This window comes from Proteus sp. CA142267 (assembly GCF_003336825.1).
Classification (GTDB): domain Bacteria; phylum Pseudomonadota; class Gammaproteobacteria; order Enterobacterales; family Enterobacteriaceae; genus Proteus; species Proteus terrae.
In genome coordinates this window covers 123,706-148,865 of sequence record NZ_QPMG01000001.1, presented here as the reverse complement: position 1 = coordinate 148,865, position 25,160 = coordinate 123,706, and the positions used below count along the sequence as shown (strand labels likewise).

Genomic DNA, 25,160 nt, shown 5'->3' with positions numbered 1-25,160 from the left:
TAATAATGTCATTTTTACTTTTTGTTTTTATTTTATATGATGAGATTTAAAATATAAAATTTATTAAATTATATGATAAATACAGTTTATGATAATTTTAAATTAGAAAATAACTCAATTTAAAATTGAATTCTTATGAAAAAATTAAGTAATATTTTAATATTAACGAGCAATTGATAACGATTTGTTACTATTTCATTTGTATTTGAATGTAACGAGAATAGATTTTCTATATACAATTTGTGTGTTTCCTCGAATAATCAAAAATAGATGGTGGATTATGTGATAAAAGTACTACATTAATTTGAGTTAAAGCTCTATTATAATGACATAACATTTATAATTCATAAGGTTAGGATTTAAAATTTTATTTTTTTATAGTGAGTGAGTTAGCTTTATCAACACAAATGAACTATTTTTAAATAGATATAAAATAAAAAAACTAATACGTCTCATTGTTTAACTATTTTCTTACATACAGCGGATAAACATATTTTTGGTATTCTTTTATGGCTAAAGGAAGGTTAAATAATTTATATGAAAAATCAAAAAAAGAGTCGTTTTTTTGTTTATAGCATCATTCTCGTCGCAGTTGTTGCTGCGGGAATTTTTTGGTGGAAATCTCAAGCGCCAACACTTCCTTCAGGATTTGCTCAAAGTAATGGGAGAATAGAAGCAACAGAAATTGATATTTCAACGAAAAGTCCGGGAAGAATAGACTCTATTTTAGTTCAAGAAGGTGATTTTGTTAAAGCGGGTGAAGTGCTAGCAAACATGGATACTCGAACACTTAAAGAACAACTTCATGAAGTTCAAGCTCAATTAAACCAAGCAAAAAGTAGTGTGGTCACTGCGCAATCTGCATTATCACAACGTAAAAGTGAACAACTTGCAGCCCAAGCTGTCGTTCGTCAACGTATTGCTGAGCTTGATGCTGCACAAAAAAGACTTAACCGTTCTCGTGCATTAGTAAAAACGAATGCCATTTCTATTCAACAATTAGATGATGATATTGCAAGAACAGAAGGAGCAAGAGCAGCGGTTGAAGCCGCTAAGGCTCAAGAAACCGCGACTATTGCCGCAATAGAATCGGCTAAAGCGGGGATCATTCAAGCCAATACAAAAGTGGATGCAGCAACAGCAACCGAAAGACGTATTCTGGCGGAATTGGATGACAGTATTTTAAAAGCACCGCGTAACGGTCGTGTTCAGTATCGCGTAGCAGAGCCTGGTGAAGTTTTAGGTGCTGGCGGTCGTGTATTAAATATGGTCGATCTAAGTGATGTGTATATGACTTTCTTTTTACCAACAGAAGCCGCAGGTAAAGCTGCATTAGGAAGTGAAGTTCACATTATTTTAGATGCCGCACCTCATATCGTTATTCCTGCTAAAACAACCTATGTTGCCAGTGTCGCTCAATTTACACCCAAAACTGTTGAAACGGATAATGAGCGATTAAAACTCATGTTCCGTGTAAGAGCTCGTATTGCACCTGAATTACTTGAAAAACACCTTGAATATGTCAAAACTGGTTTACCTGGTCGAGCTTATATTCGCTTAGATAACAACCAATCTTGGCCAACTGATTTAGAGGTGAAATTACCACAATGAGTCAAACAATGAGAACGCAAAGTCATTCTCATATCATTGAATTGACTCATGTATCCCAACATTATGGCGATACCAAAGCGCTTGATGATGTGACATTGGCTATTCCTGCGGGAAAAATGGTCGGGTTAATTGGCCCTGATGGCGTAGGAAAATCGAGTTTGATCTCTCTTATTTCTGGTGCGAGAGAGATTCAAACAGGACAAGTAATTGTTTTAAAAGGCGATATGAATGATGTTGAACATCGAAGAGCCGTTTGTCCTCGCATTGCTTATATGCCTCAAGGGTTAGGTAAAAACCTTTATCACACACTTTCTGTTTTTGAAAACGTTGATTTCTTTGGCCGTTTATTTGGTCAATCAAAACAAGAACGGGCAGAACGCATAAATGACTTACTTGAAAGTACCGGTTTAGCGCCATTTAGAGATAGGCCTGCGGGTAAACTTTCTGGAGGAATGAAACAGAAACTAGGTTTATGTTGTGCGCTTATTCATGATCCGGAATTGTTGATCCTTGATGAACCTACTACAGGGGTTGACCCATTATCACGGGCACAATTTTGGGAATTAATTAATCGTATACGTAAGCGTCAAAAAAATATGAGCGTATTAGTTGCGACCGCTTATATGGAAGAAGCTGAACGTTTTGATTGGTTGGTGGCTATGGATGCCGGAAAAGTTTTAGCTACGGGTCATGCCAATGAATTAAAAGCACAAACTCAGACGGATGAATTAGAAGCAGCTTTTATCGAGTTGTTACCTGAAGAAAAGAAAAAGGATCATCAAAAAGTTATTATCCCGCCAAGAGATAAAAGTGACGATGATGTGATTGCCATTGAAGCTAAAGATCTAACCATGCGTTTTGGTCAGTTTGTTGCCGTAGACCATGTTAGCTTTCGTATTCCTAAAGGAGAAATTTTTGGTTTCTTAGGATCGAATGGTTGTGGTAAATCAACCACCATGAAAATGCTAACCGGTTTACTAGAAGCAAGTGAAGGGCGAGCATGGTTATTTGGTCAAGAAGTTGATCCTAAAGATATCGAAACTCGTCGTCGTGTTGGTTATATGTCACAAGCATTTTCACTTTATAGTGAATTGACTGTACGACAAAACCTTGAGTTACACGCCAAGCTCTTTCATATTCCAGAAGAAGAAATTCCTCTACAAGTTAAGGCAATGAGTGAGCGTTTTAATTTAACCGATGTTGAAGATGTTCTTCCTGATGGTTTGCCATTAGGTATTCGTCAACGTTTGTCGCTTGCTGTCGCTGTTATTCATAAACCTGAAATGCTGATCCTTGACGAACCCACTTCAGGAGTTGACCCCATTGCGCGAGATATGTTCTGGAACTTGATGGTTGATCTATCTAGACGTGACGGTGTCACTATTTTTATATCAACTCACTTTATGAATGAAGCAGCGCGTTGTGACCGAATGTCATTGATGCATGCTGGTAAAGTATTAGTGACAGATACACCTGCAAACTTAGTTAAAAATAGTCAATTTGATACGCTTGAAGAAGTCTTTATTGATTACCTTAAAAAGGCATCAGGTGAACAAGAAGCACCTGAACTTGATGAAAAAAGCCTGCAACTTCCTGCATCTAGTGATGAAAGTGCAGAAAAAGCATTAAAGCAGCGATTTAGCTTACGACGCTTATTTAGCTACAGTATTCGTGAAGGTATGGAGTTACGCCGAGATCCTGTGCGTCTTACTTTAGCATTATTAGGTACGGTGATCCTGATGTTTATTATGGGTTACGGTATTAGTTTGGACGTTGAAAACTTACGTTTTGGTATCATGGATAGAGATAAAACAGGGCTAAGTCAGGCATATAGTCAAAACCTTTCAGGCTCTCGTTATTTTATTGAAAAAGCGCCAATCACAGATTATGACCAACTAGAAAAGCGACTACGTAGTGGTGATATTACAGTTGCGATTGAAATTCCACCCAACTTTGCACGAGATGTTGCTAAAGGTCATACGGTAAAAATAGGTGTTTGGATTGATGGTGCAATGCCTAATCGGGCTGAAACTGTTCGTGGTTATATTCAGGCAATGCATTCAACATGGATGCTCGATATGGCTATGCGTCAACCCACTAATGTGGTTGATAAGTTGGCACCTATTAATATAGAAACTCGCTATCGCTATAACCCGGATGTAAAAAGTTTACCCGCAATTGTACCCGCAGTTATTCCACTTTTATTAATGATGATCCCTGCGATGTTAAGTGCGTTGAGCGTCGTTCGTGAAAAAGAGCTTGGTTCTATTATTAATCTTTATGTTACCCCCATCACCAAAGCAGAGTTTTTATTAGGTAAACAATTTCCTTATATCTTATTGGGCATGTTTAACTTTTTTATGCTCTGTGCGCTTTCGGTCTTTGTATTTGGGGTGAGTTTTAAAGGGAGTATGTTAACGCTTTCTTTAGGGGCATTACTCTATATCACTATTGCCACAGGAATGGGATTACTTATTTCTTGTTTTATGAAAAGTCAGATTGCTGCAATTTTTGGTACTTCAATTATTACCTTAATTCCAGCAACACAATTTTCAGGAATGATTGATCCTGTTTCGTCACTGGAAGGTATCGGTAAATGGATAGGGCATATTTATCCTACATCTCACTTTTTAACTATCTCAAGAGGGACATTCTCTAAAGGATTAAATCTTTTTGATTTACCTTGGTCTTTTATTCCTTTGCTTATCACCATCCCAATTGTTATTGGGTTGAGTATCTTTTTCTTGAAAAAGCAGGAGGCTTAAATGTGGCACACAATTCAAAATGTGTTTAATTTAGGTGTAAAAGAGCTACTCAGTCTCACTCGTGATAAAGCGATGCTGGCATTAATTGTATTTGCTTTTACGGTATCAATTTATTCATCAGCAACTGTTACGCCTGGCTCATTACATCACGCGCCAATAGCTGTTGCTGATCAGGATAAATCACAGCTATCTGCACGTATTGTAAATAGTTTTTATATGCCTTATTTCTTGCCTCCAGCTGATATTACGCCTGAACAAATTGATGGTTTGTTAGATAGAGGGGCTTATACCTTTGCGCTCGATATTCCACCTAATTTTCAGCGTGATCTTTTAGCCGGTCGTAAACCTGAAATACAAGTTAATATCGATGCAACGAGAATGAGCCAAGCTTTCCTAGGTAATAGCTATATTCAAAACATTGTCATGGGTGAAGCAAAAACCTTTTTAGCGAAAAATAGAACCAACGATCCTCTGCCTGTTGATTTGGAAGTTAGAATGAGTTTTAACCCAAACCTAACACAATCTTGGTTTGGTTCTGTTATGGCAATTATCAATAATATCACTATGTTATCGATAGTATTAACAGGGGCTGCATTAATAAGAGAGCGAGAGCACGGCACCATTGAACACTTATTGGTTATGCCTGTAACTCCTTTTGAAATTATGCTTTCTAAGATATGGTCAATGGGATTGGTTGTATTATTGGCATCAGCCATTTCTTTGGTATTAGTCGTGAAATCTTTACTTCATGTTCCTATTGAAGGCTCTGTTTTACTGTTTATGTGTGGTGTTGCTTTAAGCTTATTTGCGACAACCTCAATAGGTATTTTTTTAGGAACCATGGCACGCTCAATGCCTCAATTTGGTTTATTGATGATTATGGTATTATTGCCATTAAATATGTTATCTGGAGGGATGACATCACGAGAAAGTATGCCTCAATTTGTACAGGATGTAATGCAAACAATGCCAACCACACACTTTGTTAGCTTAGCTCAAGCTATTTTATATCGTGGTGCTGACTTCTCTATTGTGTGGCCACAATTTATTATCTTAATTGTTATTGGCTCGGTGTTTTTCTCATTAGCATTATTACGTTTTAGAAAAACCATTTCGGCGATGGCCTAATAAATTTAAATATTAATCGATAAATTAACCTATTTTCTTCTATTATTAAATATAGAAGGGAATAGGTTTTTTATTAATTTAATTATCTAATATTGGTGTTTTTACTTAACGATGAGATTTCATAAATAATATTCACGAAGGTAAATAATACATTTAAGATAAGATATTAAGTAAAATCCAGTAATAAACAACCTTATCCATCATTAGAGTAATGAGATTAATATATTTTTATTGATTATCTTAAATATACTTTAAATAAGGCTAATTTTATGAAAATAATGAAAATATTAAAAAAAGTAATAGGATAAAGGAAATTTAATAAAGAATAAAAAATTGGCATAGATATAATGGAGATATAATGGATGTTAAACCAATTAGAGATAATTTGTTATTTGGGCATCAACGTTTTTTAGATAATAATACTGGTTTAACAATAGATAGAAGTAAACAGCATTTTGTTTTTAATCCTGATGGTGTTTTATCAAATAATAGACGAATATACACAACCTAATGGTGATGCAACAACTGAAGGTCAATCTGTGATACTCAAAGAGAACAGTAAAATGATGGTGGGTTTTTGGCTAACCAACAGCGCCCCTGATGACACCTTCATGAAAACAGACTGCCTAAACGAAGCATAGACTATTTTTAGGAAAAGTCACTGAAACATAAGAATCAGTTACGGCATAAATCGATAACCGATCCCCGTTTCTGTAATTAAATGTACAGGACATGCGGGATCGGTTTCTAGTTTTTGGCGTAAATGGCCCATATAAATGCGTAAATAGTGGCTATGTTCAACGAAATTAGGCCCCCAAACATGTTGCATTAAATGCCGTTGAGTAAGCACTTTTCCACTGTTATTAACCAATTCACTTAGCAAACGAAATTCAGTCGGTGTTAAATGAATAGGTTCATTTTGACGAGTAACAATACGATTAACCCAATCAATCGTAATATCGCCAAAAGTAAATTGTGTGTTTTCGTTTTCTTGTTTAACAAAACGGCGTAGTGATGCTCTAACTCTAGCTAATAACTCACTAATACCAAAAGGTTTAGTTAGATAATCGTCCGCTCCTGCATCAAGTGCTTTCACTTTATCTTGTTCCGAATCTCGGGCTGAAAGGACGATAACGGGTGTACTACTCCATTGACGAAAGTCTTGAATAAAACAGAGTCCATCTTTATCAGGCAAGCCAAGATCAAGAATAACTAAATCAGGCTTTCTTGATGCAGCTTCAATTAATCCTCGTTGGCATTCACTGGCTTCATAAACACGAAATCCTTCGTTCTCTAAAGCAAGCCGAACAAAGCGTAAGATCTCTTTTTCATCTTCAATAATTAAAATGTTATATGGAGTCACTGTTTTATTTCAATCTCATCAATATCAGGGAGTGATTTTAAAGGTAAAACAAAGTGGAAACTTGCTCCACCTTTTTTATTGTTTTCAGAAAAATTATTGTTTTCAGAAAAATTATTGTTTTCAGCCCAAATTTCACCCTCATGTAAGCGAATAATCGCGCTACATATCGCTAAACCTAAGCCAACACCAGGAATTGCGGATTCTTTTACTGCGCGTGAAAATTTATTAAAAATAAGTTGTAGTTGGTCAGTCGGAATGCCATTGCCTTCATCCCACACCTCAACATGAATTTTAGAGGCTTCAATATAGGCTCTTACTCCGAGCTTTGTGTTTGGAGTCGTATATTTTACTGCATTTTCAAGTAAATTCGTGATAACCCGTTCAATTAAATTACCATCACAATAAAGCAGTAAATCAGCAGGAATATCAATTTGTAATGGATGTTTATCAAGTAAATAAGAGAGTGACCGAATGGCACTGCCTGTAATTTCTTGAAGTGAATTCCATTGTAAATTCACTTCAATACCACCGGATTGAATACGTGCCATATCAAGTAGATTATTGACTAACCGCGAGGTTGTGAGGATCTGCTGTCGAATTTGGTTAACTTGTTCTGTATGGGATGAACCTTCAGCACTTAAATCGAGAAGCAAAATTTCTGATTGCCCAAACAGCACAGTAAGCGGTGTTTTTAAATCATGAGAAAGCGCCGCTAATAATGCATTTCTTAATTGCTCCCGTTCGATATTAATTCGAGATTGTTCTGCAATTTCAGCTTGTTGTAATCGTTCGAGTGCATTAGCAATCAAACCATTAAAGGTTTGCAATAGTTGCTGTTGTTCTGGAATAAGCAATTGGCGAAGATTATTAGGTTCAATAGCTAAAATAGCTAAAACTTGTTGAGATGCGGTAATAGGATGTAATTGGTAAGGTACACTTGGTAACGTATCTGTACCAGCACCTGCAATTTGATCTTTATCACAACACCAGCGCGCAATGCCATTATCAATAGGTAAATGCCCCATACCTTCGGCATGAAAAGGCATTAATTCACCTTGTTTGTTGGGGAGCAATAAGCAAACTTTTGCATCAAACGCACTCGATAAAAAATGGTAACTGGTACGAACAACGTCTTGTAATGTTACCGCGCGTCCCAGCTCTCTTGTCATTTCAAATAAGTGACGAGTGCGTTGCTCTCTATAACGAGCAACGCGTGTTTGATAACGCATACCCGCAGTTAAATTACCGACTACCAATCCTACAATAAGCATGACTGTAAAAGTGATCAAATACTGCATATCGAGTACAGCAAGTGAAAAGTGAGGCTGTACAAAGAACAAATCAAAACTAATGACATTGATTAATGCTGCAAAAATAGAAGGGCGACGACCAAAAAAGAGAGCAATTAATACTACACCCAATAAATAGAGTGTCACTAAATTGGCTTTATCAAGTGCTAATAGAAATGTGCGAGAGAACAAGGTGATCGCTAAACATATTCCTATTGCTGTAAGATAGCCTTTTATCTCTTGTCGCCATTTTTCATTTTGCAGTGGTGCTGTTTTGGTTTTATAACGGATATCCTCATCATTAAGAGCAACGCTAATAACATGAAGATCGGGTGCATAGCGAGCTAGTTTTTCTGCAAACCGCATCCGTATCCAGCGTTTTAACCATTGCCATTTTTGATAAGCACGCTGACCAATAATCACTTTTCCAAGATTATGTTCTCTGGCGTAACGGATCACTGCTTTTTCAGCTTGGTTATCAGAAAGGATCGCGGTTCTTGCACCTAGATGTTGTGCCAGTTTTAAAGAGTGCAAAATTGCTCGGCGTTTGTGCTCACCAATTTGATGAAGTTTAGGGGTTTCAACATAAATAGCATGCCATTGGCAACCAAAGGCGGCAGCATAACGAGCTGCCGTGCGAACTAATTTGTCGTTACCACCATGAGCACCGAGACACACCATTAGACTATCTGTGGTGTGCCAAACAGGGGATGCTCCTTGGCTATCTCGAAACTCTTTAACTTGTGTATCAACTCTATCTGCCATACGACGTAAAGCTAATTCTCGTAGTGCGATTAAGTTACCTTTACGAAAAAAGTGTTCGATGGCTCGTTCTGCTTGTCCGGCTAGATATACCTTGCCTTCATGCAAACGTTGTTGTAAATCATCAGGCGGTAAATCCACCATAACCACTTCATCAGCACTATCAAAAATATAGTCAGGGATCGTCTCTTGAACACGAATTCCTGTAATGCTTCCCACAATATCATTAAGACTTTCAATGTGTTGTACGTTTATTGTGGCAAGTACATCAATACCGGCATCCAATAGTTCTTCCACATCTTGCCAGCGTTTAGGATGTCGGCATTTGTGTGGATTACTAAATGCCAGTTCATCCATTAAGATCACCGCCGGATGTCTGGCTAATGCGGCATCTAAATCAAATGCTACAAGCTTTCTTCCATGATGATGAATACGCTGTAGTGGTAATAAAGGCAATCCATGAAGTAGCGCGGCCGTTTCTTGCCGTTGGTGCGTTTCAACAACACCAGCAAGCACATCAATACCTTGCTGGTGGAGGCGTTGAGCCTCTTGTAACATGGCGTAAGTTTTCCCTACGCCAGCACAAGCGCCAAAAAATATTTTTAGGCGTCCACGAGTTGTTGTTCGCGTTGAAGCGAGTAAATCATCGGGTGAGGGTCGTTGCCACTGTTTTTCGAGTTCCATTTTATTGAGTACTCACTTTCTGCTGTTTTTCTGCACTTAATTTATCTAGTGCCTGATTTAGCATAAACACATTCACAACAGGTTCACCCATAAACGACAGTAATGGTGATGTTGTATTGTTTTTTATTAATTGCTCAATTTCATTTTTAGTGAGTTGGCGAGAATATGCAATATTTTCAATTTGATAATAAGCTGCTTGTAATGAAATATGAGGATCAAGCCCACTTCCTGATGCTGTGACTAAATCAACAGGAACAACATCTTGATTATCCGTTGTTTTTTTCCATGTTTGGATACGTTTAGTTATCTCATTAAGAAGTAATGGATTTGATGTTGCTAGCTGGCTAGCTCCTGATGCCAGGCTGTTATAGGGCATTTCTGACGTCATTGATGGACGACTCTTAAAATAATCATCCCGCGTAAATTGTTGCCCAATCAATTCAGAGCCAATAAGTTTATTATCTTGATACACGAGAGAGCCGTTTGCTTGCCATGGAAAAATAAGGTTGGCTAATCCTGTAACAAGTAAAGGATAGGCGAGCCCAGTTATTAGTGTGAGTAATAATAACATCACTAAAGATGAACGAAATAGATGCATATAAAACTCCTTAAAACCCAATAAACGCTAAGATCATATCGATGATTTTAATGCCAATAAAAGGGACTAATAACCCGCTGATCCCATATAAAGAGAGGTTACGGCGCAATAATGAGTGCGCAGAAACAGGGCGATAGTGAACACCTTTAAGGGCTAGGGGGATCAAAAAGACTATAATTAAGGCATTGAAAATAACGGCAGATAACATTGCAGATGCGGGTGAATGTAAGTTCATGACATTAAGCATATTGAGTTGTGGGTAAGTGACTGCAAAAGCCGCAGGAATAATGGCAAAGTATTTTGCGATATCGTTGGAAATACTAAATGTAGTTAAAGCACCTCGTGTCATTAGCATTTGTTTACCAATGTGCACCACTTCGATTAATTTTGTTGGATTAGAATCTAAATCAACCATATTTCCCGCTTCTTTGGCGGCTTGAGTACCCGAATTCATCGCAACAGCGACATCAGCTTGTGCCAATGCAGGAGCATCATTAGTACCATCGCCGGTCATTGCGACTAATCGACCTTCAGATTGATATTGACGAATTAATGCCAATTTTGCCTCAGGTGTTGCTTCAGCCAGAAAATCATCAACACCCGATTCTGCTGCGATAGCCGCTGCCGTAAGATGATTATCGCCAGTGATCATGACCGTTTTTATACCCATTTGGCGAAGTTGAGCAAAACGCTCTTTAATTCCACCTTTCACAATATCTTTAAGCTCAACAACACCTAAGATTTTCTGATTTTCGACCACCACCAGCGGTGTTCCACCCGTTCTTGCCACTTGTTCGACTATTGTGGTTACTTCATCAGGAAAATGACCGTGACTGACTTCAATATGGCGACGAATAGCATCAACAGAACCCTTGCGGATCAAACGTTCACCTAAATTAACGCCACTCATTCTTGTCATTGCAGAGAAGGGAATAAAAGAAGCGCCAATTGACGCTAAATCGCGTTCGCGCAAATTGAAACGCTGTTTAGCGAGGATCACAATGCTTCTGCCTTCAGGTGTTTCATCTGCAAGCGAACTTAGCTGCGCGGCATCCGCAAGCTGTTTTTCACTAATACCTGAAAGAGGAATAAAACGAGATGCTTGGCGATTACCCAGTGTAATGGTACCCGTTTTATCAAGAAGCAAGACATCAACATCACCTGCAGCTTCCACAGCGCGTCCACTGGTTGCAATTACATTGGCATCAAGCATTCGGCTCATACCCGCCACACCAATCGATGAAAGCAATCCACCGATCGTGGTAGGGATCAAACATACTAACAAAGCAATCAAAGTTACTACTGAAATAACAGCGCCATGTCCTTGAAACTCGACAGCAAAAACACTAAATGGATAAAGGGTAATGCAAGCCAACAAGAAAATCAGTGTCAGAGCGGTTAATAGGATAGTTAAAGCCACTTCATTTGGCGTTTTTCTACGTTTAGCGCCTTCCACCATCCCAATCATGCGATCGAGAAATGAATTACCAGCTTCCGCAGTGCAACGAATAATCAGCCAATCTGACAATACTCGAGTTCCTCCCGTTACAGAAGAAAAGTCACCGCCTGACTCACGGATCACAGGCGCTGATTCCCCTGTAATCGCACTTTCATCAACAGAAGCACCACCTTCAATCACTTCACCATCACAAGGAATTACTTCACCAGCATTGACTAAAACGATATCACCTTTATGCAGTGAGAATGAGTCCACGGTTTCTTTCGAGGCATTAATATCTGCATGATGTAAACGTACTGCTTTGGATTGTTGTTTGGCGCCACGTAAGCTCGCTGCTTGCGCTTTACTTCGACTTTCTGCTAATGACTCAGCAAAATTGGCAAATAGCAATGTCACCCATAACCAAATCATTACTTGTGAAGTAAAGTGATTATCATTAGGGAGATAACCTAACAGTGAAGCAATCCAAATTCCGCTAGTTAAAAGCGCACCAACATAAACAATAAACATAACAGGGTTACGCCATTGTGCTTGAGGTGTGCATTTTTTTATTGCATCAAAGAAAGCCGACATCACGGTTTTTCTGTCAAAAAGTTGCGTTGTTTTCATGATACGTTTCCTTATTTAGCCCAAAACAGTTGTAAATGTTCTGCTATAGGGCCAAGTGCTAATGCCGGAACAAAGGTCAGAGCGCCGATCATTAATACAGTGAGGATCAATAACAAAATAAATAGCGGTGAAGTGGTAGAGAGAGTTGCCAAGCTTTCTGGCTGACGTTTTTTCACGGCTAAACTACCTGCAATAGCTAAAACCGGTAACATGACACCGAAGCGACCAATCAACATGGCGAGCCCTAATAATAGATTGTAAAAAGGTGAGCTGGCATTAAGTCCAGCAAAGGCACTGCCGTTATTATTCGCAGCAGAAGTAAAGGCATATAGCACTTCACTAAAACCATGAGGACCTGGATTTAAAATGGCCTCGCGACCAATATCAGTAAATAAGGCGAGGGTTGTACCTAATAAAACCACGGCTGGAGAGATTAAAATAGCAACCGCTACCCATTTCATTTCAGCAACACCAATCTTTTTACCGAGGTATTCAGGTGCTCGCCCAACCATTAATCCCGCGATAAATACAGCTAATAATACATAGAGGATCATGCCGTAAAATCCTGATCCCACACCGCCAAAGACCACTTCTCCGGTTTGCATTAACCACATTGGCACCATGCCACCTAAAGCTGTTAATGAATCATGCATGGCATTGACTGCACCACAAGATGCCGCGGTTGTGACAGCAACAAAAATCGCGCTACCGATTATGCCAAAGCGTGTTTCTTTGCCTTCCATATTCAGTGAGCTATCTGTACCAGCAAAGATAAGCTCTGGATTTCCTTGCCATTCAGCCCAAGTGATCACAGCAACAGCAACAATGAAAATTAACGTCATAGCCCAAAGTAAGGTATAGCCTTGGCGTTGCATCCCACTTAAACGACCAAAGGCAAAACATAAGGCAGTAGGAATAAGAAATATGGCAAGGATCTGCAAGAAGTTGCTGAATGACGTTGGATTTTCGTAAGGATGTGCAGAGTTTGCTGCAAAATAACCACCACCATTTGTACCCAAGAGTTTAATTGCTTCTTGAGATGCAACAGGCCCCATTGGTAACCATTGTTGGTGTCCATCAAGACCTTGACTTAATACCGCAGGATGAAAATTTTGTATAACGCCTTGGCTAACAAATAACAGCGACCAAATAACTGCTAAAGGCAATAAAACATATAACGTAATACGCCCAATATCGATCCAAGCATTCCCTAATGAGGCACAAGAAGATTGAGTTAATGCTCTAATTAAAACGAAGGCAACAGCAATACCTGTTGTTGCAGATAAAAAATTTTGTACGGCAAGCCCCGTCATTTGACTTAAATAACTGACAGCCGTTTCACCGCTGTAAGCTTGCCAATTCGTATTTGTGATAAAGCTAATTGTGGTATTTAACGCTAAATCCCAACTCATATTAGGGGCAAATTGAGGATTTAAAGGTAAATAGCCTTGGTTAAGCAATATGACAAATAATAGAATTGCGCCCATTAAATTAAAAATAAGTAGGGCGATCATATAGTGATACCAGCTCATCGGCTGGATTGTTTTTCCTGCGGGTTTAAAACCACAACAACGCCAAATAACATGTTCAGTTTGAGTAACCCAATGAGGTAAGTCACCTTCAATAAGGCGAGCTAAGTAATGTCCAAGCATTTTCCCCATCACAAATAATGTGATCAGAAAAACAGCAAGATATATCCACATCGTTGTTGCCATTTTTAAAATGCCTCTGCGTTAAATAACACATAGATAAGATAAGCAGTGAGCAAAACAACTAATGCCACAGCACCAAATATCAGCATCAGAACAATCCTTTTACTATTTAGATTGAATGAGCGTACTTAATGGGCTGTAAAGATGTTGATAAAAAAGGGATGGGCGGTGTAAAAATAGTATAAAAATGATAAAAAAAGATGAACGTTCAATATGTTATCTAAAAATAAAATGATAAAAAAAACCAGCCATTAAGGCTGGTCTATTAATAACACTATTTTGTTATTAGCAAAATAATTGCTTTTCAGCAGGGGTGACATTTAACTGAGATTGCCAGTTTTTTAGTGTTAATGTCGCCAGCATGGCTAGGCCTTCATAATAAGGGAATGCGCCTTGTAGAGATAATTTCTCTAAATAACGATAAGCCCATGGCAGAAGATGTTCAGCTAATAGCTCATTTAATTTTTCAGGGCGAGTTTCTGCAATCCATGCCACCATCATCACCATTAAACCAAAGTGATCTTCTGGCTCATTTTGAGTTAACGCAATATCAATGCCGTTTTCTAGCATCCATTCGCGTAAATCTAATGTTGAGTTACCGAATAATACATTTTCGTGATCAAGATAAACAGAGCCCCAAGGTGGCGCAGGTAGTGCGTAAGGGCCGACAAATAAACGTTGATATGCCTGTGCTAAAGTTTCTTCTGCTAATGTGGTTTGTGAAAGAAGGTTAGCAATGCATTGATTTTCTTCATCACTGCCATAAGGCCATTCTTCAACCCACTTTTGACTAGACAGCAGCTCGACAATGTCACTTTTCTCTGTAGGTGCGTAATAAAACGCAGCGCCTAAAATACGGGCAGTGAGAGAAATATCAGTAATAAGTTGTTGTTCCATAATATTTTTATAATCCGCTTAGATTTATTGTCTTTACTATATGCGATTTTCTATCTAAACATAATGACGAAGATTAAAAAAGAGCGATACCGTAATATAAAAGGAAAACCGCCATAACAGGTAAAAAGAGAGTGCTTTTTAACTATTACAGCGGTTTAAATGGGGAAGGAATTAACCAACCACCGCCATACCGACAGTCATATGTAAACCATAGAACACACCGCGTCCTATAAACTCACCGGCAAACACTAAAATAAAGCCCAATGCTAACAAAGCAACAGAAGGGTTATTTTTACGTAACAGTGGAGCAATCCAGCAACTTAGGCCTAAAACTAAAGCCACTAATTTAATGCCCATTAAAGCACCATAGTTAGGAACTAAATCTACCGCTTTTTGCACAGAAGTTTGAATAGAACCTAATTCAAAACCTTGTGATGTTGCCACAATGGCACTCACAACAATCGCGATAACACTTAATAATGGCAATGCACTGACACAATTGAGGTTAAAACCCGCAATGCGTAGTAAAAGTGCCGCTAAAATAGGGCCACCAATAAAGGCAGTCAGCACAAAATTAAATGTGGTGTAGCTGTTATACCACGTTGGAACAGTATCAATTTGGTATACACGAGAGATCGCCATAATAAATAATGCGGCTAATACCATAACCAGTGCGACCCATAATTTACCTAATGTAGCTGGCATTTTATTAAGTACAGCTAGTAACCAGTAAATACCACCTAGTGCAAAGAAAATTGAACCGCTGGCAATTTCATTACTTAATGATGAGTGACCTAGACGAAGTAATGAGTTAAATGCACGTAGTGGCGTTCCCATATGCATCATGGAGAGCAAGAAACCAATTCCCATTAATGCCCAGAGTCCAAACATGCTGTAATGCACTTTTCGGTTCATTTCTGCAGAGAGCTTACCCGAAAGAATAGCGCATCCCATAATAATAAAAGCACCAGCAACACTTTGACCGATAACGGTAAAAAACATTAGTGGCCATTCATGCAATCCCACCATCTTACACCTCCTCTGGGTTTGCCAGATGACCAGTGGTATCACCCACAGGACGGCTATTGGCATTTAATTTAAGGACAATATTTGGCTTGGTGTATTTTGCTGAAGGAAGTGGGGCGATTTCAGCTAAATCACCATATTTAGCGCGTAACTCTTCAATCGGTGCCATATCTAATGCACGTAGTGGGCAAGATTCGACACAAATCGGTTTTTTACCTTCCGCTACACGTTCATAGCAACCATCACATTTGGTCATATGACCTTTGACTTCATCAAATTGCGGTGCGCCGTAAGGGCAAGCCATGTGACAATAGCGACAACCAATACAAATATCTTCGTTAACGACAACAAAGCCGTCTTCACGTTTATGCATCGCACCACTTGGGCAAACTTTGGCACAAGCGGGATCGTCACAGTGGTTACACGAAATAGATAAGTAATAAGCAAAAACGTTCTGTGTATAAACGCCATCTTGCTCTGTCCAATCACCACCCGCATATTCATAGATACGGCGGAAATTAACTTCTGGGGATAAATTTTTAAAATCCTTGCACGCCAGTTCACAGGTTTTACAGCCGGTGCAACGACTTGAATCAATATAAAAACCATATTGCGTTGACATAACCAGACTCCTTACGCCTTGACGACTTCAACAAGATTACTGTGAGAAGGATTACCCTTAGCGAGAGGTGAAGGGCGTTGTGTCGTTAACACGTTAATGCTACCCGCGTGATCGATACGGTTGCTATCTGGGTTATACCAAGCACCTTCACTTAAACCGACAACTCCCGGTAAAATACGAGGTGTGACTTTCGCATTGATTCGAACCTCACCACGATCGTTATAAATACGCACTAAATCACCGTGTTTGATACCGCGTTTAGAAGCATCAACAGGGTTGATCCACATCTCTTGAGGGCAAGCAGCTTTTAAAACATCAACGTTGCCATAAGTTGAGTGAGTGCGTGATTTATAGTGGAATCCTGTCATTTGTAATGGATATTTCTCCATTGCCGGATCGCCATAACTTTCAAAGCCAGCGGAATAGATAGGCAGTGGATCAATCACATCGTCAGACGCCAGTTCCCATGTCGCTTTAATGTTGGCAAGCTGAGAAGAATAAATCTCAATTTTGCCTGATGGTGTGGTTAATGGGTTACTTTCAGGATCTTCACGGAATTTGCGATAAGCAACGTGATGGCCTTCAGGATCGCGTTTTTTAAAGATACCTTGAGCACGGAATTCTTCAAAAGTCGGCAGTTCAGGTAAGTTTTGACGAGATTGCTCGTAAAGATGACGTAACCACTCTTCTTGAGTGCGGTTTTCAGTGAATTTTTCACCTACACCCATACGTTTTGCAATTTCGCTTGTCATTTCATAGATATTACGGCTTTCAAAGCGCGGTTTGATTGCCTGATCAGCGAAAATAACATAAGCCATATTACCTGCTGAAGCATCCATACAGAAATCCATCTGTTCTGATGCAGTGCAATCAGGAAGTAGAATATCGGCATATTTAGCAGATGCTGTCATATGGTTATCGATCACCACAATCATTTCGCATTTTTTATCGTCTTGCAAAATGTCATGAGTACGATTGATTTCAGAATGTTGGTTAACTAGGCAGTTACCCGCGTAGTTCCATACCATTTTGATAGGTACATCAAGCTTGTCTTTACCACGAACACCATCACGGGTCGCGGTCATTTCAGGGCCACGTAAAATGGCATCCGTCCACATAAACATGGAAATGCTGGTGGTGACTGGATTAGTCAGCGTTGGCATACGAACAAAAGGAATACTGTAAGAGCCTTCACGAGCACCAGTATTACCGCCGTTGATCCCCACATTACCTGTTAAAATAGAGAGCATCGCAATAGCGCGAGAAGTAAGTTCGCCATTAGAACGGCGTTGAGGTCCCCAACCTTGTGTAATATAAGCCGGTTTTGCTGTTGCAATTTCACGCGCTAATTTAACAATACGTGAAGCGGGGATACCGGTGATCTGCGCTGCCCATTCTGGAGTTTTTGGCTGACCATCTGCGCCATCACCTAAAATATAGGCTTTATAGTGACCATTTTTGGGCGCACCTTCTGGCATAGTGGTTTCATCGTAACCAACACAATATTTATCTAAGAAAGGCTTATCAACTAAGTCTTCTTTGATCATGACATAAGCTAATGCATTGACTAATGCCGCATCTGTTCCCGGACGAATAGGGATCCATTCATCTTCACGGCCTGCACCTGTATCGGTATAGCGTGGGTCGATAATAATCATTCGTGCATCAGATTTTTCACGCGCTTGCTCAACATAATAGGTGACACCGCCACCACTCATACGTGTTTCACCCGGATTATTACCGAACATCACGACAAGTTTGGTGTTTTCAATATCTGAAGGGCTATTACCATCTGCCCAACCACCATAGGTATAGTTTAAGCCAGCTGCGATTTGCGCCGTACTATAGTCACCATAGTGATTAAGATAACCACCACAACAATTCATTAAACGTGCAATTAATGTTGCACCTGGTGGCCAAGACTTCGTCATGGTGCCACCTAAAGTACCTGTACCGTAGTTTAGATAAATAGATTCATTACCATAATCTTTGATTAAACGTTTCATGGTATCTGAAATAGTATCAAAGGCTTCATCCCATGAAATACGTTCAAATTTACCTTCACCCCGTTTACCTACACGTTTCATTGGGTAACGTAAACGGTCTGGATTATAAACACGACGACGCATAGAACGACCACGTAAACAGGCACGAACTTGGTGTAATTCTTCGTAGACATCATTGCCAGTGTTATCAGTTTCGACGTACTTAATTTCGCCATCAACCACATGCATACGTAATGGGCAACGGCTACCGCAGTTTACAGTACAGGCGCTCCACACCACTTTTTCGCTATTGGTTGTTGTTGTTTCTGAGGCAACGGCTTGATTAAAGGGGAGTGATAATCCCCCAGCAGTCATTGCTAAACCACCCGCTGCACCTGTTTTGACAAAACGACGGCGAGATAAAGGAGTGGAAAGTAACGCCATCTCTTTGATGTTTTTCATACATTACTCACTTGATTATTTACATTTTTAAGAAAAGCAGAAGCTAACAAGCTTATAAAGAAATAATTATTGTTATTGTTGTTAAAAAATAAGCATTTTAACGTAGGCAATAAAACCCAACTGTTAATGTGGATACTACGTATTTTCTAAAAGTTGTAGTTGCTTTACATCAAAGAAAAGTGATTTATTACAAGCGTTACCAGTTTTTGAGGTTAAGTTAAGTTTTTGTATTAATTAAATTTAATCATTTGATTAAGTTCAATATATAATAAAGTATATAGCGATTGGTGAGGTATTGTAATGTTACGGATAACAGAAAATAGCAGAATAATAATGTGCTATCTATTAGATTTAAATGGATTATTTACCAATAAAACTAATGAATGGAATATATTTTTCTAAAATTAAATTATTTAACATTATATTAATTTATTTAGCTAAACAAAAAATAAATCGTTTAGCTTTTCGTTTATTTTCATTTCTCTTTTACTGTCTAAATAAGACTAATTATCTGCTTTTTTGTCGTTTAGATCACAAATAAAACGCTTTTATACGCATATTTATTGCCATCTAAGATAGGTTTTTATTTAATCAAGTCATTAGCTAAACCGTTTTAGTTTTTTATATTTGCTATTAATGATCGTTTATAAACGAAGTAAGAGTTACTGAGGCTATGATGAATATTGAAAATATTGCTCGCCAACTAGTGCCTTTATTGGGAGGTGCTGAAAATATCGCAAGTGCAGCGCATTGTGCTACGCGCTTAAGACTTGTTCTCGTGGATGACTCAAAAGCAGACAAAGAAGCAATAAACAAATTAGAGGGTGTGAAAGGGTGTTTTAGTAATGCAGGGCAAATTCAAGTGATTTTTGGTACTGGTTTAGTCAATAAAGTACATGCTGCATTTATTGCGGCTGCTGGCATTGGTGAATCAAGCAAATCTGAAGCCGCCAATATTGCGGCTAAAAAGCTCAATCCATTTCAACGAATAGCAAGACTGCTTTCTAATATCTTTGTTCCCATTATTCCCGCCATTGTGGCGTCAGGCTTATTAATGGGATTACTGGGATTAATGAAAACTAACCAATGGGTAAGTCCTGATAATGCACTCTATATCATGCTTGATATGTGTAGCTCTGCGGCATTTATTATTTTACCTATTTTAATTGGTTTTACAGCCGCAAAGGAGTTTGGCGGAAATCCATATCTTGGTGCAACACTCGGTGGAATTCTAACGCATCCCGCCTTAACTAATGCATGGGGTGTTGCTGCGGGTTTTAACACCATGAATTTCTTTGGATTAGAAGTCGCCATGATTGGTTATCAAGGCACTGTTTTCCCTGTATTACTTGCCGTTTGGTTTATGAGTGTATTGGAAAAACAATTACGTAAAGTTGTTCCTAATGCCCTCGATTTAATTATCACTCCATTTTTAACCGTTATTATTTCGGGATTTGTCGCGTTATTAGTCATTGGCCCAGTCGGTCGTCTTTTAGGTGATGGTATTTCATTATTATTAAGTACCTTAATTACACAAGCGGGTTGGATTGCGGGGCTGATTTTTGGTGGACTCTACTCTGTGATTGTTATTACAGGTATTCACCATAGTTTTCATGCCGTTGAGGCAGGTTTATTAGGCAATCCTAATATTGGGGTTAATTTTTTATTGCCAATTTGGGCGATGGCAAATATTGCTCAAGGGGGGGCGTGTATTGCTGTTTGGTTTAAAACCAATGATGCAAAAATTAAAGCTATTACGATCCCTTCAGGCTTCTCTGCTATGTTAGGCATTACTGAAGCTGCTATTTTCGGGATCAATTTACGTTATGGAAAACCATTTATTGCGGCTTTAATTGGGGGTGCAACTGGAGGCGCTTGGGTTGTAGGCTCGCATGTTTATATGACAGCCGTAGGGTTGACTGCCATTCCAGGTATTGCAATCGTGCAAGCAGGTTCAATTATGAACTATATTATTGGCCTTGTGATTGCCTTTGTGACTGCGTTTGTTATCTCTCTTTTGCTGAAATACAAAGTGGAGTCTGCATAAATGAACACAAACGAAGGGCTATCTGCGATTTTACAAGCGGTTATGCGTAATAATGCTAAAGCTGTAAAAGATAAATACTACCCATGTTGGCATTTAGCGCCAGTAACTGGGTTGTTAAATGATCCCAATGGATTTTGTTTTGATGGTGAATGCTATCATCTGTTTTATCAATGGAACCCTTTGTCTTGTGAGCATAAACATAAATGTTGGGGGCACTGGCGCTCAAAGGATTTGATTACTTGGCAACATCAACCTATTGCTTTATTACCTGATGAATTTTATGACAAAGATGGCTGTTATTCTGGTAGTGCGGTGATCCATCAAGGGCAATTAACCCTTTGTTATACTGGTAATGTCAAATTTGAGGATGGCTCTCGTACGGCATGGCAATGTTTAGCCGTTGAAAATCAACAGGGAGGGTTTGATAAGTTAGGGCCTGTATTAGGGCTTCCTGATGGCTATAGTGGTCATGTCCGTGATCCGAAGATTTGGCAATATAATGATGTCTGGTACATGGTATTAGGCGCACAAAACTTAGATAAACAGGGTAAAGTTTTACTCTATCGTGCATCTCACTTATATCAATGGCAATTAGTCGGCGAGTTAGCGGGAAGTTATTTAGGCGGATTAGCTGATGCGGGTTATATGTGGGAATGCCCAGATCTCTTTGAATTAGATGATCGCTTTATTTTATTAACATGTCCTCAAGGTATAAAAAGAGAGCAACAACGATTTTTAAATTCGCATTCTAGTGCCTATTTAATAGGGGATTTTGATTATTCAACATTGCAATTTCAGCATGGTGATTTAATCGAACTAGATGCAGGTTTTGAGTTTTACGCACCTCAAACAACATTAGCGAATGGTAGGCGTTTATTATTTGGTTGGATGGGAGTTCCTGATGGTGAAGAGATGTATCAACCGACCATTGCTAATGGCTGGTTACACCAAATGACTTGCCCTCGCGAATTACATATAAAAGAAGGGAAGCTTTATCAGCAACCCGTAAAAGAGTTACAGCAACTCAGACAAAAGTCATCATATTGGCAAGGTATTGCTGATGATGCACCAGATATCAGCGGATTTTTATTTGAACTTGAAGTAGAACTCTTCGGCTCTCTTACTATTCATTTTTCTGATACTCTTGTTTTACTTATTGAAAATAATCAAGCCGTACTAAAACGCTGTAGTGTTAAAAACGGGGAATGGCAATCACGTTTCTGGTCTGGTGAGATAAAAGATCTTCAAATATTATGTGATAGCTCAAGTGTAGAGATTTTCTTTAATGGTGGTGCTGGCGTAATGAGTAGTCGTTTTTTTCCTTCAGAAAAACGGACTATTTGTTTTTTGGGAAAAGACACCATAAATCTTACAACTTGGCAATTAAAGAATACATTACTCAATTAAATACAATTAAATACAATTATATAAACAATAAAACAGTTTAAGTTTAGAGAACGGAGCATTAAGTAGAATAATAGTGAAAAAACAAAAACGTATCACGATCACCGACATTGCAAAATTAGCGGGTGTTTCAAAAACAACGGCAAGTTTAGTATTAAATGGCCGTGGTAAAGAGATGCGTGTATCTGATGATACTATCGCGCGTATTACGACTATTGCTGAACAATATCAATATCAGCCTAATATACATGCTCGCTCTTTACGTGATAATCGTAGTTATGCATTAGGATTGGTTATTCCTGATATTACTAACTATGGTTTTGCTTCCATGGCGTATGAGCTAGAAATATTGTGCAGAGACGCGGGTATTCAATTACTTATTTCCTGTGCTGATGAAAATGCAGCTCAAGAAACACTGGCGATAGAACATCTGTTATCACGACAAATTGACGGTTTGATTGTGGCTTCTTGTTTACAAAGTGATGTTGAATATCAGCGTTTGAGTAAACGAATACCTGTTGTGCTATTTGACCGGTATTTTGAAGGAACAACATTACCTTTTGTTGTCACCGATTCAATAACGGCAACACAACAACTTATTGCAGAAATTGCTTCGACAAAAGGCATTGATGAATTTTATTTTCTAGGTGGGCAGTCAACACTTTCACCGACTAAGGATCGTCTTTTAGGTTTTGTGCAAGGGCTTTCACAAGCACAAATCAATCTAAAATCAGAATGGGTCATTCATGGGCATTATCACCCAAGTTCTGGTTATGAAATGTTTGGCTCTTTGTGTGCATCACTAGGGCGAGCGCCTAAGTTTGTTTTTACTTCTGCTTGTGGCTTATTAGATGGAGTGTTGCGCTATCTAAGTCAAAATAAACAGATGCAAAATGAAGTCTATTTAGCCGGTTTTGATGATCACTACCTTTATAATTCATTATCAATACCCATAGATACTATTGCTCAAAATAATCCTGAATTAGCCTCACACTGTTTCCGACTGATTATGGGATTAATTAACCAGACAAATTTAGGATCTCATCAAATTTTTGTTCCAGCAAAAATTCATCAACGACATGAGTAAGACTGAGCAATTTTATGCAATCATCAGTATAGTGTTTATGATAAAAGCTGATGATTTTTACTGTTGATGGAGTCAATATTCAATGTGGCAAGAGCAGGCTAAACTCATTCACCTTCCTGAGCTTAATAGCCTTGCTTATCTGCAAGCTGAATATTTACATCAAACTTTCTCTCGCCATACCCATGAAGGCTTCTGTATTGGTGTAATTGATAATGTTACACAACTTTGTGGTTTTTCAGATCAAAGCCATTTTCATCGCCATTTTAAAAATGCCATTGGTGTCACTCCGGGTAATTATTTAAAAGGGCTTCGATTGTCATCCTCTTTAAAATCTCCTTTATTGTCGTAAAAAATAAATGACAGTAAAAAAGTACAGCGTAATAAAAAAACAAAATAGCAATTTTATACAATCCCATTTATCTTTACTGATTGATAATCATTCTCCATAGAATTAATGCATTAGAAGTGAAGACAGGTAAATGGAAAAAATCAAAAATAATAATGAAGATAGGCAAGTAATGCGTGCTTTCGGCCTTGGTGCCTTGCATGTTTTGCCTTTATGCCTTGCAGTTATTCCTTGGGGAATATTAGCGGGATCAATGGCAGTTGATGCAGGGTTAACCTTTGCTCAAAGTGTCGGAATGTCTGCAATTATATTTGCAGGGGCAGCACAACTAGTCACGTTAGGATTAGTGGTTTCTGGTGCAGGAATGCTGACTATTATTGTTTCTGTCTTTTTTATTACAGCACAACATCTTTTATACGGATTGACCTTACGTCCACATGTTGCCCATTTAAAATGGTATCAACGTATCACGATAGGTTTTTTATTAACGGATGAGCTTTTTGCAGTTTCAGCACAACCGAAAGTAAAGCTCACACCTGCTTATATGATAGGTGCGGGATTATGTTTTTATTTAGCGTGGGTAGCTGTCAGTATTGTTGGCATTATTATGGCAAGTCAAGTTTCTGACTTATCTCGTTATCATCTTGATTTTTCTATTGTTGCTACTTTATTAGCGATTGTTATTCCGTTAATAAAAACATTTAGTACATTAGTCGGCGTTATTGTCTCTTTTTGTCTCTCGATTATTTTTAGTTGGTTGAATATAGAAGGTGGCGTAGTTATTGGTGGATTAACAGGCATGTTTATTGCTGTTTGTGTCGCTAGAGCAAGAGGAGAACAAAAATGACATGGTCATTATTATTAATTTTGGCACTGGTCATTTTCATGTTGCGTTATTTTTTTCTAGAACCAGCGATCCCCATTAAATTACCGTCAGTGATCAGACAAGCATTAGGATATGCTGCACCTTGTTTATTAACAGCAATCTGTGCGCCAATCGTGCTGTTAGAAAAGGGCGAATTTAAAGGTATTTTAGATAATCCTTATCTTTGGGGAACCTTATTATGTGTAGGATTAGCGCTTAAAATACGTAATACCTTAGTAGTGGTTTTACTCACATTAGTGGGTTTTTATCTGCTAAATGCCTTGTTAAACTAAATACCAAAGTGATTTATTTAACATGATATTTACATTTTAAAATTATCATTTCTGTAATAATATAAGTTGTTATTTTATCAGCCGTCTTTGAACGGCTGATTCTACCTCTCTTTTCTTAATCACCATTCTTTATTCGACTCGTTTCA

19 protein-coding genes are annotated in these 25,160 nt (G+C 38.5%); 10 read left to right on the top strand and 9 right to left on the bottom strand.

Annotated features, from left to right (window positions below; translation table 11 throughout):
* Window positions 1-537 precede the first annotated feature (537 nt).
* From C0T34_RS00680 to C0T34_RS18090, 4 genes are all read left to right on the top strand, one after another.
* Window positions 538-1,611, top strand: coding sequence for an HlyD family efflux transporter periplasmic adaptor subunit (locus C0T34_RS00680; RefSeq protein ID WP_098942750.1), 1,074 nt, complete (start codon window positions 538-540; stop codon window positions 1,609-1,611).
* Window positions 1,612-1,619: 8 nt separating this feature from the next.
* Window positions 1,620-4,376, top strand: a complete 2,757-nt coding sequence (gene rbbA / locus C0T34_RS00675) for a ribosome-associated ATPase/putative transporter RbbA (protein ID WP_192940925.1) — start codon at window positions 1,620-1,622, stop codon at window positions 4,374-4,376.
* The gene (locus tag C0T34_RS00670) at window positions 4,377-5,504 is read left to right on the top strand and encodes an ABC transporter permease (RefSeq protein ID WP_098942754.1); all 1,128 of its coding nucleotides are present in this window, start codon (window positions 4,377-4,379) and stop codon (window positions 5,502-5,504) included.
* A gap of 455 nt (window positions 5,505-5,959) precedes the next feature.
* Entirely contained in the window at window positions 5,960-6,145 is a 186-nt protein-coding gene (locus C0T34_RS18090; RefSeq protein WP_162556801.1) for a hypothetical protein, read from the top strand.
* A gap of 38 nt (window positions 6,146-6,183) precedes the next feature.
* On the opposite strand, the gene kdpE is transcribed toward C0T34_RS18090, so the two are convergent.
* From kdpE to dmsA, 9 genes are all read right to left on the bottom strand, one after another.
* Complete coding sequence (kdpE, locus tag C0T34_RS00665; RefSeq protein WP_098942760.1) at window positions 6,184-6,867, bottom strand: two-component system response regulator KdpE; 684 nt, start codon at window positions 6,865-6,867, stop codon at window positions 6,184-6,186.
* Window positions 6,864-9,602 carry a two-component system sensor histidine kinase KdpD gene (kdpD, locus tag C0T34_RS00660; RefSeq protein ID WP_098942762.1) on the bottom strand — a complete coding sequence of 913 codons (2,739 nt, stop codon included), beginning with the start codon at window positions 9,600-9,602 and terminating at the stop codon, window positions 6,864-6,866. The genes kdpE and kdpD overlap by 4 nt, the downstream gene beginning before the upstream one ends.
* A gap of 1 nt (window position 9,603) precedes the next feature.
* Window positions 9,604-10,200, bottom strand: a complete 597-nt coding sequence (gene kdpC, locus C0T34_RS00655; RefSeq protein ID WP_098942764.1) for a potassium-transporting ATPase subunit KdpC — start codon at window positions 10,198-10,200, stop codon at window positions 9,604-9,606.
* 10 nt (window positions 10,201-10,210) lie between these two features.
* Window positions 10,211-12,268, bottom strand: coding sequence for a potassium-transporting ATPase subunit KdpB (kdpB, locus tag C0T34_RS00650; protein ID WP_109849523.1), 2,058 nt, complete (start codon window positions 12,266-12,268; stop codon window positions 10,211-10,213).
* 11 nt (window positions 12,269-12,279) lie between these two features.
* Window positions 12,280-13,983, bottom strand: a complete 1,704-nt coding sequence (gene kdpA / locus C0T34_RS00645; RefSeq protein ID WP_109849522.1) for a potassium-transporting ATPase subunit KdpA — start codon at window positions 13,981-13,983, stop codon at window positions 12,280-12,282.
* Between the two features lie 282 nt (window positions 13,984-14,265).
* A complete protein-coding gene (gene dmsD / locus C0T34_RS00635; RefSeq protein WP_109849521.1) occupies window positions 14,266-14,877 on the bottom strand; it encodes a Tat proofreading chaperone DmsD in 612 nt (203 codons plus the stop codon).
* Window positions 14,878-15,048: 171 nt separating this feature from the next.
* A complete protein-coding gene (locus C0T34_RS00630) occupies window positions 15,049-15,906 on the bottom strand; it encodes a DmsC/YnfH family molybdoenzyme membrane anchor subunit (protein ID WP_098942772.1) in 858 nt (285 codons plus the stop codon).
* Window position 15,907: 1 nt separating this feature from the next.
* A complete protein-coding gene (locus tag C0T34_RS00625) occupies window positions 15,908-16,525 on the bottom strand; it encodes a DMSO/selenate family reductase complex B subunit (protein WP_023582154.1) in 618 nt (205 codons plus the stop codon).
* Between the two features lie 11 nt (window positions 16,526-16,536).
* Entirely contained in the window at window positions 16,537-18,972 is a 2,436-nt protein-coding gene (dmsA, locus tag C0T34_RS00620) for a dimethylsulfoxide reductase subunit A (protein WP_109849520.1), read from the bottom strand.
* Between the two features lie 676 nt (window positions 18,973-19,648).
* Here dmsA and C0T34_RS00615 point away from each other — a divergent pair.
* The 6 genes from C0T34_RS00615 (at window position 19,649) to C0T34_RS00590 (ending at window position 25,014) form a co-directional block, all read left to right on the top strand.
* Window positions 19,649-21,019, top strand: coding sequence for a sucrose-specific PTS transporter subunit IIBC (locus tag C0T34_RS00615; RefSeq protein WP_098944081.1), 1,371 nt, complete (start codon window positions 19,649-19,651; stop codon window positions 21,017-21,019).
* Complete coding sequence (locus C0T34_RS00610; RefSeq protein WP_109849519.1) at window positions 21,020-22,426, top strand: sucrose-6-phosphate hydrolase; 1,407 nt, start codon at window positions 21,020-21,022, stop codon at window positions 22,424-22,426. It begins immediately after the preceding gene.
* A 73-nt stretch (window positions 22,427-22,499) separates the two neighbouring features.
* Window positions 22,500-23,510 (top strand): LacI family DNA-binding transcriptional regulator, encoded by a 1,011-nt coding sequence (locus C0T34_RS00605; RefSeq protein WP_109849518.1) that lies wholly within the window; start codon window positions 22,500-22,502, stop codon window positions 23,508-23,510.
* A gap of 82 nt (window positions 23,511-23,592) precedes the next feature.
* Entirely contained in the window at window positions 23,593-23,859 is a 267-nt protein-coding gene (locus C0T34_RS00600) for an AraC family transcriptional regulator (RefSeq protein WP_098942781.1), read from the top strand.
* A gap of 130 nt (window positions 23,860-23,989) precedes the next feature.
* A complete protein-coding gene (locus C0T34_RS00595; protein WP_226892290.1) occupies window positions 23,990-24,703 on the top strand; it encodes an AzlC family ABC transporter permease in 714 nt (237 codons plus the stop codon).
* Window positions 24,700-25,014, top strand: coding sequence for an AzlD domain-containing protein (locus tag C0T34_RS00590; protein ID WP_098942783.1), 315 nt, complete (start codon window positions 24,700-24,702; stop codon window positions 25,012-25,014). The genes C0T34_RS00595 and C0T34_RS00590 overlap by 4 nt, the downstream gene beginning before the upstream one ends.
* Window positions 25,015-25,160 lie beyond the last annotated feature (146 nt).

Excerpts from the sequence above, each read along its gene's own strand:
- C0T34_RS00680 (WP_098942750.1), top strand. The coding sequence starts at position 538 with ATGAAAAATCAAAAAAAGAGTCGTTTTTTTGTTTATAGCATCATTCTC.
- rbbA (WP_192940925.1), top strand. The coding sequence starts at position 1,620 with ATGAGAACGCAAAGTCATTCTCATATCATTGAATTGACTCATGTATCC.
- C0T34_RS00670 (WP_098942754.1), top strand. The coding sequence starts at position 4,377 with ATGTGGCACACAATTCAAAATGTGTTTAATTTAGGTGTAAAAGAGCTA.
- kdpD (WP_098942762.1), bottom strand. The coding sequence starts at position 9,602 with ATGGAACTCGAAAAACAGTGGCAACGACCCTCACCCGATGATTTACTC.
- kdpC (WP_098942764.1), bottom strand. The coding sequence starts at position 10,200 with ATGCATCTATTTCGTTCATCTTTAGTGATGTTATTATTACTCACACTA.
- kdpB (WP_109849523.1), bottom strand. The coding sequence starts at position 12,268 with ATGAAAACAACGCAACTTTTTGACAGAAAAACCGTGATGTCGGCTTTC.
- kdpA (WP_109849522.1), bottom strand. The coding sequence starts at position 13,983 with ATGGCAACAACGATGTGGATATATCTTGCTGTTTTTCTGATCACATTA.
- dmsD (WP_109849521.1), bottom strand. The coding sequence starts at position 14,877 with ATGGAACAACAACTTATTACTGATATTTCTCTCACTGCCCGTATTTTA.
- C0T34_RS00630 (WP_098942772.1), bottom strand. The coding sequence starts at position 15,906 with ATGGTGGGATTGCATGAATGGCCACTAATGTTTTTTACCGTTATCGGT.
- C0T34_RS00625 (WP_023582154.1), bottom strand. The coding sequence starts at position 16,525 with ATGTCAACGCAATATGGTTTTTATATTGATTCAAGTCGTTGCACCGGC.
- dmsA (WP_109849520.1), bottom strand. The coding sequence starts at position 18,972 with ATGAAAAACATCAAAGAGATGGCGTTACTTTCCACTCCTTTATCTCGC.
- C0T34_RS00615 (WP_098944081.1), top strand. The coding sequence starts at position 19,649 with ATGAATATTGAAAATATTGCTCGCCAACTAGTGCCTTTATTGGGAGGT.
- C0T34_RS00610 (WP_109849519.1), top strand. The coding sequence starts at position 21,020 with ATGAACACAAACGAAGGGCTATCTGCGATTTTACAAGCGGTTATGCGT.
- C0T34_RS00600 (WP_098942781.1), top strand. The coding sequence starts at position 23,593 with ATGTGGCAAGAGCAGGCTAAACTCATTCACCTTCCTGAGCTTAATAGC.
- C0T34_RS00595 (WP_226892290.1), top strand. The coding sequence starts at position 23,990 with ATGGAAAAAATCAAAAATAATAATGAAGATAGGCAAGTAATGCGTGCT.
- C0T34_RS00590 (WP_098942783.1), top strand. The coding sequence starts at position 24,700 with ATGACATGGTCATTATTATTAATTTTGGCACTGGTCATTTTCATGTTG.